Source organism: Peribacillus sp. P4_C12, from assembly GCF_056402095.1.
The window spans coordinates 1-11,528 of record NZ_JBFUIB010000096.1 but is presented as its reverse complement, the minus strand read 5'-3'; the positions used below and the strand labels follow the sequence as shown (position 1 = coordinate 11,528).

Here is an 11,528-nt window from a genome sequence, read left to right as displayed (position 1 = left end):
CCCTTACACAATGTATTGAATGAATGCTCATTCATTTTTAATTCAAAAAAATTTTGAATATTTTTTCTTATTACTAATATAGAATATAATTGGAAATTCCGCAATGATAAAACTGGAAAAAAATAAATTTTTTTATCATATTACCTTTGATTAATTCTCCTCTTTTTAGTAGACAATAACGACCAGGAGGTGACTTATACAATGAAGCGTAAAAATAATCCTTCTAATAGAGCTGTGAGTGCCGCAAGCGTTAAAGGCAATGCCGGCCCTGGTCGTGAGCGCCAGCAAGGGATAAATAAAGTAAACAGCCAGAACAATCAGTACAAAAAATAAAGTCGTTATTAGAGCAGCCGTCCCTTATCCGGGCCGGCTCTCGATTTAGCTATTTTTTAAATAGTCCCTTTAAAACGAAAGCAATATTGGCTGGCCTCTCTGCAAGGCGGCGCATGAAATATCCGTACCAATCTGTACCATATGGAACATACACTCTTACCTTATATCCTTCTTTTACGAGTTCAAGCTGCTTTTCATTACGTATGCCGAATAACATTTGAAATTCAAATTGATCATGAGAGATCCCTTGCTCTTTGACTAAGCTCTTCGTATAATCAATAATTTTATCGTCATGGGTGGCAACAGCTGTGTAATTTCCATTCAGCAGATGCTTCTTAATGATCTTTTTAAAATTATCATCGACATCAATTTTCTCTGGAAAAGCTATTTCCCGAGGCTCTTTGTAAGCTCCTTTAACAAGTCGTAGATTCGGGTTGTATGCATTCAACTCCTCAATGTCTTTCTCAGTCCGATAAAGATAAGCTTGTATGACCGTCCCCAATTCATTATATTCAGCCTTTAAGTTTTTGAATACATCCAAAGTTGACTGACAGCGCGGAAAATCTTCCATATCAAGTGTTACGAACACCCTATGGATTTTGGCTTCTTCTAATATTCTTCTCATATTATTCATTACGACTTGTTCCGATATATCCATGCCCATCGACGTCAATTTCAAAGATAACTGTGAATCCAGATTTTTTCTGAAAATCATTCGAATGGCCTCTATACACTGGTCTGCCATCTCATTTGCTTCTTGTTCATTATCAATGAATTCACCTAAATAATCGATGGTTACAGATAGCCCTTTTCGGTTTAAATCTGCGATAGCTGCAGCTGCCATATCCAACGATTCTCCAGCCACAAAGCGGGATGCCCCAAACCGCAATCCATATTTTTTCGCTGCCTTTGTCATATTTTTGTTCTTGGATAGAAATAGAAAAAGATTTCTTAATATTTGTTCCATCTGCATTCCCTCCGTATCTTTTCTTCGGAAAATAGATGTATTTCATAAGAATATTTTACCATTTAATTCAAATTCCAGATATCCAAACATCAAGAATAAAAAAATTGTTAATGGGAAAATTAAAGTCGTTTAGATAACACTTAAGGAGGTAGACTGATGGAACAACAAAATTCATTTAACAGCCAACAACAGTCCACCGGCTTCATGAAACAACCGCCGGATATGGTTTCTGTAAAAGACAGTTTATACTTATCTGATATGCTTGCATGGAACCTGATTGCGATTAAAAAGGCACATTTTTTTGCGGCTCAATGTAAAGATCCACAAATTATTGATGCGTTAAACCGCTGTGGACTAATGCATCAGCGCCATTACGATACCATTCTGAATCATTTAAATCCAAACCAATATCAGAGTCAACAACAATTCCAGTAAGGAGGGTTCTTGATGCCCAACCAAAACAAAGTCCAAAATCCAGAGTCTCCCGTGGCAAAGACACCACAAATGAATGATCGGGATTTTATTAATGATATGCTTGCAACGGAGAAGTACTTCTGTAACTCTTTATCTGTTGCCCTACATGAAATGAGTAACCATGCGTTATTCCAAGACATTTTCTCAGTTTCGAAAGAAAATCAGGAGATGCAACGTGAGCTTTATAACCTTATGTTCGAAAAAGGCTGGTATAGTTTAGAAAAGGCTCAACCCAATAGCTTAAGCCAAACCTATCAACAGTTTTCGGGCTATAAAAACCAATTCCCATATGGATCAAACATTCAATAAGCACATATATATGAGCTTAAATGCACCATAATTCAGTTCCTTTTGTTTGTTTTCTCAATAGCTGTGGCAACAACTTCATTTAAAAGAGCCGACCCACAGCAAAGCGTGGGCCGGCTCTATATATTTAGATATCCGTTGAAAACATATACTTTTTATAGTGATACCTGATGCTGAATATTAGGCCCATGGCCATCATATTCCCCATTAGCGAGCTTCCCCCATAACTGATAAATGGAAGTGGAATCCCCGTAATCGGTAAAAGGCCTACCGTCATTCCGATGTTCTGAAAAACATGAAACGTTAACATGCTGATAACACCAACACAAATATATGTATAGAAGTTATTTCTCGTTTCCATTCCCGTTTTTGTTATATGGTAGATCAAAAGGAAGAACAAGGAGATGATGATACTTGATCCGATGAAACCAAATTCTTCTCCGATTATACTGAAGATGAAATCCGAATGACTCTCAGGTAAATACACTTCTCTCGACCCAATTCCCTTTCCTGTGGTCTGACCAGAGCCGATTGCTAGCAGAGACTTGGTCAAGTGGTACCCTTCAGAGCTCGCATAATTGTAAGGATCCAGCCAGGAATAGATACGGCCGAATTGATAGGATTTTACCCCCAAGTATTTTTCCAGAATCTCAGGCTTCCAAAGTACAAAATATAGAATCGTAGAAGCGACAACAAGTCCTCCCGAGACTATCGGAAGCAATATTTTCCATGAAACCCCTGAAATAAAAATCATTCCGAGCATAATCGACAGTATGACAAGCGAAGTTCCTAAATCCGGCTGTTGCATGATTAACAAAAGCGGAGCACCCGTCACAAGACCGATTTTAACAAGCAACCATAGATCCGTTTGAATCGTTTTCAGCGTGTTTTTAAGATGGTGGTTTGAAATAACATTAGCTAGAGCTAGAATTAGAAAAACCTTCATAAACTCAGAGGGCTGAATTGAACCGATCCCAGGAATGATGTACCAACTTTTCGCACCATTTCTGACAGGTACGATGCTTTCCGGCATAAGGATCAGCAACAAAAGCAAGAACAACCCGAAACCATACGCATACCAGGATATCTTTTTCAACTGATCTGAATCTAGAGTAATTAACCCTAACACAATTCCAATTCCTACTATATACCAAAAAATTTGTTTAATTAAGAAGTTTTCAGCGTACTGTCCAGTCGTTTGGGCACTATAGATTGCTAAGCAACTTCCTATACATAACAACAGCAATATTGTGACCAAAGAAAAATCTATTCGTGATGAAAATTTATTTTGTTCTTCCATACTTTACTCTCCCTTAAAAAGGCTCCTGCGATACATCTTTTAATACACTTATTCATTATACTTTAAACAAATAAAATCACAACTATATCGCAGAATAGATTACAGGCTGCATGTAGTTATTAGCATGCAGCCTGTTGGTTGGAGATACTAAGAATGTGATTCCATTGCGCTTCTACGTTTCAAAAATCTACTGACTAATCCATGGCTTGGAGAAAAAAGAAATGCCAATCCGAATAACAGAGCAGCTGCACCTACCATGCATCCCGATATCGAGGCATCTAAAACGGTAGCTGAAAAGTAACCGATAATAGAACTGAGTATTCCAATCCCGATACTGACCAAAATCATCCGACTTAAATGGTCTGACAGCAAATAGGCTGTTGCCGCTGGTATAATGAGCATCCCGACTACCAAAATTGAACCTACACTATCAAAGGCGGCTACCGTCGTTAGCGAAATAAGGCTCATCAGTAAATAATGAAAGAACAAAACCGGAATTCCCATCGCAGCCGCAAGTGATGGATCAAAGGAAACTAGCTTAAACTGTTTGAAGAAAAGGAAAATCAGAATAAGATTGAGAATAAAACAACTGCCAACAATCCAAACAGCTTTTGGTCCCGCCTCGAATCCGTTAATTGTCATCGTATTCCATGGAGTATAGGCAATTTCTCCATACAGGACATGCTCCAGGTCAAAATCGATTTGTTGCGTATACAAACTCACTAGTACAATCCCTGTTGCAAAAAGAGAGGTAAACACAATGCCGATTGCTGCGTCAGACTGAACGCCTGAAGATTGAAAAAGCTGGATTAAGAATACTGTAAGTAACCCTAGTGCTGCTGCCCCGATCAGCATTGGAACCGAGTCACGTGTCCCGGTTATTAAAAATGCCAATACGATTCCAGGTAAAACGGAATGACTGATTGCATCCCCAATCAATGTCATTTTTCTGACTATCAAAAAGCAACCTAATACACTGCAAGAACCCGCAACTAGTGCCCCGACTAAGATAATCCAAAAATCATTCATAATGGATGGCTCCCTTTCCTTTTATCCTGTTCGAGAGAATATTTCTTTTTCGTTGATAGCCTTCTCCATACAGTTGAAAGAACCCCACGTTTAGGAGCAAAAAGCATGGAAAAGAAAAACCATACCGTCGCGGACAAGACAATTAATGGACCTGTCGGCAAATTATTGACCGATGTACTGATTAACGTACCTGATACACCGCTCAGCATACCGAATATTCCAGACAGGATAACCATGATATGCAGCCGCTCTGTCCAGTACCTAGCAGAAACAGCCGGAGTAATGAGTAAAGATGCCATCAATACAACTCCTACTGCTTGAATACCGATGACCACGGCCGCCACGATCAGCATCATAATGAAATAGTCTAGAAAAACAACCGGTAAACCTATTCCCTTAGCAAATCCCGGGTCGAAGGACAGTAATTTAAATTCCTTAAAAAACACGGTACAAGTGAAGATGAGTATAAAGGAAACAGTCATCATCATATAGACATCCGACATGACCATTGATGCAGTCTGCCCAAATAGAAATGTATCCAATCCGCTCTGGTTTCCATATTCACTCTGCTGGATTTGCGTAAGTAACACAATTCCAAAACCAAAAAATGAAGATAACACAATTCCGAGTGCAGCATCTTGCTTGATCTTACTGTACCTCGTAAGTACGCTGATTAGGAAAACTGCTACTAAACCAGCCAAGGCTGCTCCTATTAGAAAGAAGGAAGTAGATTTCACCCCAGTTAATATAAAAGCAACGCAAATTCCTGGCAATGCCGCATGTGCGAGCGTGTCACCAAGCAAAGACTGCTTTCTGAGGTAGGCAAAACTGCCGATGACTCCACTGCTTAATCCGAGGAACATCGTGCCAAGCAGAATCCACCGTGTATTCGGATCATTAATAATATCCAGTAAATTCATCATGTACACCTCATTTTAATAATAGACCGGACTGTGCATCTGATAATATCGCTAAGCGGCCCCCGTATGTTTCCTGTAAGTATTCGGGGATAAATACCTCTTTTGTCGGTCCAATTTTCATAACCTTTTTATTCAACAGCATCGTCCAATCAAAATATTCCTTTACTGTTGATAAATCATGGTGCACAACAAGAACTGTCTTGCCTTTTTCCTTCAATTCCATCAGCAATTGAATGATCGCTTTCTCTGTTGCTGCATCTACCCCTACAAATGGTTCATCCATAAAATAAATATCCGCTTCTTGTGCTAAAGCACGAGCTAGAAAAATCCGTTGCTGCTGCCCGCCTGAGAGCTGGCTTATCTGGCGGTTAGCGTATTCAACCATCCCCACTTTATCCAAGCATTCCATTGCCTTATGTCTTTCAGCCTTTCCTGGTCGCTTTAACCAGCCGAGGTGACCATACCTGCCCATCATCACGACATCGAGCGCATTGGTTGGGAAATCCCAATCTACTGACTCCCTCTGTGGTACATAGCCTATACTCTTCCTCATCGATTTATAGGAAGATCCACTGATTGTGACTTCCCCGGATAGTTTAGGAATCAGTTCGAGTATCCCCTTTATTAATGTGGATTTCCCCGCTCCATTTGGACCTATGATACCGATTAGATTCCCTTCCGGCACCTCAAATGAGACATCTTCGACAACCGGTTTTTTATGATAAGCTATCGTTAAATTTTCTACCTTCAGAGCTGCCTGATACATTCTTTCTCCCCCTTATTTCAAAGCATTAACAATGGTATCGGTATTATGACGGACCATACCGATATATGTTCCTTCTTCAGTGCCTTTTTCCCCCATCGCATCCGAGAATAGTTCACCACCGATTTTCACTTTGTGACCTTGCTTTTCAGCTCCTTGAATAACCGCCTCAATAGCCTTCCTTGGCACGCTAGACTCTATGAATATTGCTTTAATTTTATTCTTCACAAGATAATTCCGCATATCAGTCACATCTTTTGACCCATATTCCGATAGCGTATTAATCCCCTGTAGCCCTCTTACTTCCAATCCATATGACTTGCCGTAATATCCAAATGCATCATGTGCCGTAACGAGCACTCGCTGATCTTCTGGTATTTTATTTATTTCACCCTGTACATATTTATCAAGTTCCTTTAACTGCAGAACATAAGCTTCATAATTTTCTAGATAACTTGCTTCATGGTCAGGATCATTGGCAATTAACTCTTTCTTTACCGCTTCCGCTGCAACCATCCAGAGCTTTACATCAAACCAAACATGCGGATCATGTTCCGTTGCACTTACTTTACGAAGTTGTTCCTCCTTGAAATCCTCCGTTACCGCAATCGTCGGTTTATCCTTGCCCATCATTTCAAAGATATCCGTCATTTTCCCTTCAAGGTGCACGCCGTTATAAAAAATCATGTCAGCTGAATCCAGTGTTTTCACATCACCCTGTGTTGCCTTATAAAGATGTGGATCGACTCCCGGTCCCATTAAACTAGTGACCTCCACATGTTTACCGCCAATATTCTCAACCAAGTCCCCAATCATCCCCGTTGTTGCGAMGACATTTAACTTGCTATTGCCTTTATCTTGTTCAGTCGTATCATTTCCGCATCCCGCTAAAATGATCACAGCAGCAAGTACGCCACCAATAGTTTTTAGAAATCCCATCCATATTCCCTCCCTTTTTCATCTTCCTAAAAATGTTTACCGAGTGCAAAATTTAGCTCAAATTTTTTTTCTGTCTATCACATTGTCGTAAATGCTAAAAAGTTTCCCGTACACAACTTATTTTATACTATACACAAATGCACTAAAAAAGTGCAACATTTTTATATTTGACCACTATTCTTTATCATAGGATTTTGTCGAATGAAAATCATTTACACATTTTCAATTTGTAAAGTATACTTTACGTAAAGCTAACTTTACATTTCTGAAAGGAGTTTAAGAATTTGAAAAATAACATTCGGGAACTACGCAAAGCGCATCAACTCACACAAGAAAAGCTGTCCGAACTTACAGGCGTATCCCGACAGACGATTATTTCTATAGAAACAGGAAGATTCGACCCTTCCATCAAGCTCGCTTACAAGCTAGCGAAAGTGTTTCAATTGGCCATTGAAGATATATTTATATTTGAGTAGGAGTTGTGATGGAGGATTTTAACTGGGGGGCCTTTTTAGGAATCACGCTTGGGATTATTTGCGGACTGACTGGATTTTGGTGGGGACGCCGTGCCGCCGCCAAGCAACGGGGATTAGATGAACGATTTGACCTCATCCGACTAGAGCACGGGCATCCAGTTGGTTTTCCCCACTTATTGGGACGTGCTTTTTTCCTGTTATTGCTTTTTGGAGTGAAGCTCTCTGCTGCAGCTGTCCTTGGCATTCTATTGTTCATTCATCTGGGCTCATGGGCGATCTTCGTTCTTTATTATCAAGCGAAGTTATAAGTCGTCAACTTTCCATTCATTTTTCCGACTTCAAATATACTGCGAAGTAAGCTAATCCCAATTCGATACCGCATAGTACGATCAGACAGAGTAAAGTTTGGACCATCCTAATCTCCTCCTCTAAGACTTTTTTCAATCTTAAAGGATGAAACCCATACCAGAACAAGGCCCTGAATAAAGAAATCTTTAGTTCTCTTATTCTCGCCTCTTGCTCTGAAATGGGTTTCATACGATACAATAAAAAAAAGAAAAAACGGTGATCCTATGACAAATATTAAAGAAATTGCTCAATATGCAGGTGTGTCCGTCTCCACAGTGTCTCGTGTAATGAATAATCACCCATATGTTAGTCCTGAAAAAAGAAAGAGTGTTTTACAGGCCATTGACCAATTAAACTATTCGAGAAATATCAACGCCATTCATCTTTCAAAAGGCAAAACGAATTTAATCGGCGTCATCATTCCCTTCACCAATCACCCCTATTACGGAGCAATCGTGCAAGGTATTACAAAACAAGCCAATGCTATCGGCTATCATATAGTCATCTTTCAAACACAATATGAAAGAGAAAAAGAAATTCAGGCATTGAATATGTTACAAATGAAGCAACTCGATGGCATTATCGTTTGTTCAAGAATTTCAGAAATGAAAGTCCTCTTGGACTATCATAAATATGGACCCATTATCTTATGTGAAGATACAGCCCAGGCTGAATTATCGTCCATAAGCATTGATCACTATGCCGCTTTTTCCTCTGCACTTGAATACGTGGTTGCTAAAGGATATAAGAAAATTGGATACAGTCTCGGGCGAAAAAAGAGCAGAAACAGCTCCCTTCGTACAAAGGCGTTTAACGATATTATGAATAAGTATCACCTTTTAAATAAAAAAGAATGGCTGTTTGAAGGCAGTTATCACATCAAAGATGGTGAAAAATTGTTCCAAGATTGGAATTCCATGATAGACAAACCAGAGGCTATCATCATTACTAATGATGACACTGCTGCCGGATTCATTCTTACTGCCAACAAATTCGGAATGAAAGTGCCAGAAGACGTGGCCATTCTAGGTTTTAATAATGATAGCCTCAGTGAGATGCTCGATATCACAACCGTTTCCTTACCGCTTGATTGGATTGGCAAAATGGCTGTTGATCTATTTGAAAATCCTGAAGTTATCAGACATGTAAAATTAGATTATACTCTTATGAAACGAAAAACTATTTGAATTATTATAATTATCCAAATAAACGATGTTTAAATGACAAACATTTAAACATAAAATTCAAGTGATACATTTAAAAACTAGGAAAAAATAACCTTGAAAAATAATCATTGCGCTATCTATAAGATTATTTTATAATTTTAGTATAGTAAAGTTTACTCAATGACCTGCTGACATAGAAATAATTGTTTGAACTTTATACTGAAATCGTATAGTTGACTAGAAGTTGACGTAACGATTTATATATTTAGTATAAGAAAATTGAATACTTCCTCATTTACCGATGAGTTAGAGGCTGCGGCTTATAAAAGTAGAACGGACGAGATTCAGGAAAATTGACGACTCCGTTTGAAAGGATAAGTTGCCGAAGTTTAGATATGGTCCTTGTATATCTAGGCTGGCGGTGTTACCGAATAGGAACACCACTGTCACGTTTTTTAACGTGGGGAGCTATCTTCGGAAGGATAAACGGGTTTATTATAAACAGCCGTCGATCTTTTTCGACTGCTGTTTTTTTATATATCGTTCCTTCCAATAAAAAGGAGTGTAACATCAATTGTCAAATTCACAAGCAACATCAAATCCCACTGAGTTGAAAAGGAGCCTGAAAGCACGTCACTTAATGATGATTTCATTAGGTGGAACGATTGGAACAGGTTTATTTTTAGCAAGTGGCGGTGCCATCCATACGGCTGGGCCTGGAGGTGCTTTGGCAGCATACGCAGCCATTGGCTTCATGGTTTATTACTTAATGACAAGTCTTGCAGAAATGGCAGCATTCATGCCAGTAGCCGGTTCGTTCCGTGTCTACGCATCCAAATTCGTCGACCCGTCTTTCGGCTTCGCGATTGGTTGGAACTATTGGTATAACTGGGCCATCACAATTGCAGCTGAACTGGCTGCCGTTGTCCTGATTATGAAGTTCTGGTTCCCGGACAGCTCGTCCATAATTTGGAGTGCCGTTGCGTTAATTATTATGTTTCTTTTTAACTATATGTCTGTTAAAGGATTTGGCGAAGCTGAATTCTGGTTTGCTTTAATCAAGATCGTGACCGTTATCATTTTCTTAATCACTGGATTTTTAATGATTTTCGGAATCCTTGGCGGAAATGACCCAATTGGTTTTTCTAATTTCACCATGGGAGAAGGTCCATTTAACGGAGGYTTCTTCACAATTCTAGGAGTATTCATGGCAGCAGGCTTCTCTTTCCAAGGAACAGAATTACTTGGAGTTACAGCCGGTGAAAGTGAGAATCCAGAGAAAAATATCCCTAAAGCGATCAAGTCCGTTTTTTGGCGGATCCTCTTATTCTATATCCTTTCGATTTTTGTAATCGGAATGATCATTCCGTTCACAGATGCACGTTTATTGAGCGAGGATGTTGCCGTCAGTCCATTTACGCTTGTATTTGAACGTGCAGGTCTTGCGTTTGCAGCATCGGTCATGAACGCAGTTATATTGTCATCTGTGCTCTCTGCTGGTAACTCCGGCATGTATGCTTCAACTCGTATGCTATGGGACCTGGCCCGTGACGGAAAAGCTCCGAAATTCCTTGGCAAGCTCGATAAAAGAGGGGTTCCAGTGAATGCTCTTATCGCGACTTCTTTAGTCGGTTGCCTCGCTTTCTTAGCTTCATTTTTCGGTGACGGTGTAGTTTATATTTGGTTATTAAATGCTTCAGGTATGGCTGGATTTGTCACATGGGTTGGAATTGCGATTGCTCACTATCGATTCCGCAAAGCCTATGTAGCTCAAGGTCTTGATTTGAATGCTTTACCATACCTTGCTAAAGGATTCCCAACTGGACCGATTTTTGCGCTCGTATTATGTATTTTCATTATCATTGGACAAGGCTACCAAGCTTTCAGCAGTAGCGGGATTGATTGGAATTCCATGTTTGTTTCTTACATTGGCCTGATCTTTTTCTTCGTCCTATGGTTCGGCTATAAAATTAAGTATAAAACTAAAATCGTTCCACTTGAGGAATGTGATTTTAAAGTAAAATAAGCGTTTTAAAGGACCTGATTTCTTCTTCAAGAGGAATCAGGTCCTTTTTTTATCATTTCCCGCCAGAAGACTCCCTCTTCAAGCCTGTGAAGGGCGAGATGAATGGCGGTTGGCATAGCCAAAGTAATCCTTTGACAAACATACGTTCGATGGTTAATAATAACTATAAGGGGGTGAAACCAATGGTCGTAAACAAAGCTTATAAATTTCGAATCTATCCAACTAAAGAACAACTAGTTCTAATCAATAAAACGATCGGCTGCTCCCGTTTTGTCTTTAACTTCTTTTTAGGCAAACAAAAGGAGAAAGATGCCTACTGGTATATTTGTGAAGAAATGAAGCAGAACGGCCAATTACCCTCTAATGAATGGAAAGGTTCTTTTCTGGATAAATACGCAACAATCAAAGAACTTCCAGCTTTAAAGAAAGAGTATTCTTTCCTGAAAGAAGTAGACAGTATTGCCTTACAGAAATCGGTGGA

At 39.4% G+C, this 11,528-nt stretch carries 14 protein-coding genes and 1 riboswitch; of the genes, 8 read left to right on the top strand and 6 right to left on the bottom strand.

Translation table 11 applies throughout. The annotated features are described in order from the left end of the window. Positions 1 to 201: 201 nt before the first annotated feature. Positions 202 to 333 carry a YuzL family protein gene (locus AC1DUW_RS13980; protein WP_082612715.1) on the top strand — a complete coding sequence of 44 codons (132 nt, stop codon included), beginning with the start codon at positions 202 to 204 and terminating at the stop codon, positions 331 to 333. A gap of 49 nt (positions 334 to 382) precedes the next feature. On the opposite strand, the gene AC1DUW_RS13975 is transcribed toward AC1DUW_RS13980, so the two are convergent. Next, on the bottom strand, positions 383 to 1,300 hold the full coding sequence (locus AC1DUW_RS13975; protein ID WP_477642773.1) for a proline dehydrogenase family protein: 918 nt from the start codon (positions 1,298 to 1,300) through the stop codon (positions 383 to 385). A 156-nt stretch (positions 1,301 to 1,456) separates the two neighbouring features. Here AC1DUW_RS13975 and AC1DUW_RS13970 point away from each other — a divergent pair, with 156 nt between their 5' ends. Beyond that, positions 1,457 to 1,735: a hypothetical protein gene (locus AC1DUW_RS13970; protein WP_053348675.1), complete on the top strand. Its 279-nt coding sequence runs from the start codon at positions 1,457 to 1,459 to the stop codon at positions 1,733 to 1,735. Positions 1,736 to 1,747: 12 nt separating this feature from the next. Continuing rightward, positions 1,748 to 2,083, top strand: coding sequence for a spore coat protein (locus tag AC1DUW_RS13965; protein WP_053348674.1), 336 nt, complete (start codon positions 1,748 to 1,750; stop codon positions 2,081 to 2,083). Positions 2,084 to 2,207: 124 nt separating this feature from the next. Here the strand turns inward: AC1DUW_RS13965 and AC1DUW_RS13960 are convergent, their stop codons facing one another. The 5 genes from AC1DUW_RS13960 to AC1DUW_RS13940 all read right to left on the bottom strand — a co-directional run bounded on the left by AC1DUW_RS13960 (position 2,208) and on the right by AC1DUW_RS13940 (position 7,031). After that, positions 2,208 to 3,380, bottom strand: coding sequence for an FtsW/RodA/SpoVE family cell cycle protein (locus AC1DUW_RS13960; RefSeq protein ID WP_053348673.1), 1,173 nt, complete (start codon positions 3,378 to 3,380; stop codon positions 2,208 to 2,210). A 147-nt stretch (positions 3,381 to 3,527) separates the two neighbouring features. Further along, positions 3,528 to 4,409: a metal ABC transporter permease gene (locus AC1DUW_RS13955; RefSeq protein ID WP_477642772.1), complete on the bottom strand. Its 882-nt coding sequence runs from the start codon at positions 4,407 to 4,409 to the stop codon at positions 3,528 to 3,530. Further along, complete coding sequence (locus tag AC1DUW_RS13950; protein ID WP_053348671.1) at positions 4,406 to 5,332, bottom strand: metal ABC transporter permease; 927 nt, start codon at positions 5,330 to 5,332, stop codon at positions 4,406 to 4,408. Before AC1DUW_RS13950 ends, AC1DUW_RS13955 begins: the two co-directional genes overlap by 4 nt. A 7-nt stretch (positions 5,333 to 5,339) precedes the next feature. Continuing rightward, the gene (locus tag AC1DUW_RS13945) at positions 5,340 to 6,095 is read right to left on the bottom strand and encodes a metal ABC transporter ATP-binding protein (protein ID WP_056524634.1); all 756 of its coding nucleotides are present in this window, start codon (positions 6,093 to 6,095) and stop codon (positions 5,340 to 5,342) included. Between the two features lie 12 nt (positions 6,096 to 6,107). Continuing rightward, positions 6,108 to 7,031: a metal ABC transporter solute-binding protein, Zn/Mn family gene (locus AC1DUW_RS13940; RefSeq protein ID WP_477642771.1), complete on the bottom strand. Its 924-nt coding sequence runs from the start codon at positions 7,029 to 7,031 to the stop codon at positions 6,108 to 6,110. A 284-nt stretch (positions 7,032 to 7,315) separates the two neighbouring features. Here AC1DUW_RS13940 and AC1DUW_RS13935 point away from each other — a divergent pair, with 284 nt between their 5' ends. The 5 genes from AC1DUW_RS13935 to AC1DUW_RS13915 form a co-directional block, all read left to right on the top strand. Then, positions 7,316 to 7,507 (top strand): helix-turn-helix transcriptional regulator, encoded by a 192-nt coding sequence (locus AC1DUW_RS13935; protein WP_053348668.1) that lies wholly within the window; start codon positions 7,316 to 7,318, stop codon positions 7,505 to 7,507. An 8-nt stretch (positions 7,508 to 7,515) separates the two neighbouring features. Further along, positions 7,516 to 7,815, top strand: a complete 300-nt coding sequence (locus AC1DUW_RS13930; RefSeq protein ID WP_477642770.1) for a hypothetical protein — start codon at positions 7,516 to 7,518, stop codon at positions 7,813 to 7,815. Between the two features lie 264 nt (positions 7,816 to 8,079). Next, a complete protein-coding gene (locus AC1DUW_RS13925; RefSeq protein ID WP_477642769.1) occupies positions 8,080 to 9,042 on the top strand; it encodes a LacI family DNA-binding transcriptional regulator in 963 nt (320 codons plus the stop codon). Between the two features lie 278 nt (positions 9,043 to 9,320). Further along, positions 9,321 to 9,500: riboswitch (Lysine riboswitch) on the top strand. Between the two features lie 95 nt (positions 9,501 to 9,595). Continuing rightward, a complete protein-coding gene (locus AC1DUW_RS13920; protein ID WP_477642768.1) occupies positions 9,596 to 11,047 on the top strand; it encodes an amino acid permease in 1,452 nt (483 codons plus the stop codon). A 182-nt stretch (positions 11,048 to 11,229) separates the two neighbouring features. Continuing rightward, positions 11,230 to 11,528 (top strand): helix-turn-helix domain-containing protein (locus AC1DUW_RS13915; protein WP_477642767.1); only part of this gene is annotated, 299 nt, incomplete at its 3' end.

What these genes read in the sequence shown, in the direction of transcription:
- AC1DUW_RS13980 (WP_082612715.1), top strand. Translation starts at nt 202, where the DNA reads ATGAAGCGTAAAAATAATCCTTCTAATAGAGCTGTGAGTGCCGCAAGC.
- AC1DUW_RS13975 (WP_477642773.1), bottom strand. Translation starts at nt 1,300, where the DNA reads ATGGAACAAATATTAAGAAATCTTTTTCTATTTCTATCCAAGAACAAA.
- AC1DUW_RS13970 (WP_053348675.1), top strand. Translation starts at nt 1,457, where the DNA reads ATGGAACAACAAAATTCATTTAACAGCCAACAACAGTCCACCGGCTTC.
- AC1DUW_RS13965 (WP_053348674.1), top strand. Translation starts at nt 1,748, where the DNA reads ATGCCCAACCAAAACAAAGTCCAAAATCCAGAGTCTCCCGTGGCAAAG.
- AC1DUW_RS13960 (WP_053348673.1), bottom strand. Translation starts at nt 3,380, where the DNA reads ATGGAAGAACAAAATAAATTTTCATCACGAATAGATTTTTCTTTGGTC.
- AC1DUW_RS13955 (WP_477642772.1), bottom strand. Translation starts at nt 4,409, where the DNA reads ATGAATGATTTTTGGATTATCTTAGTCGGGGCACTAGTTGCGGGTTCT.
- AC1DUW_RS13950 (WP_053348671.1), bottom strand. Translation starts at nt 5,332, where the DNA reads ATGATGAATTTACTGGATATTATTAATGATCCGAATACACGGTGGATT.
- AC1DUW_RS13945 (WP_056524634.1), bottom strand. Translation starts at nt 6,095, where the DNA reads ATGTATCAGGCAGCTCTGAAGGTAGAAAATTTAACGATAGCTTATCAT.
- AC1DUW_RS13930 (WP_477642770.1), top strand. Translation starts at nt 7,516, where the DNA reads ATGGAGGATTTTAACTGGGGGGCCTTTTTAGGAATCACGCTTGGGATT.
- AC1DUW_RS13925 (WP_477642769.1), top strand. Translation starts at nt 8,080, where the DNA reads ATGACAAATATTAAAGAAATTGCTCAATATGCAGGTGTGTCCGTCTCC.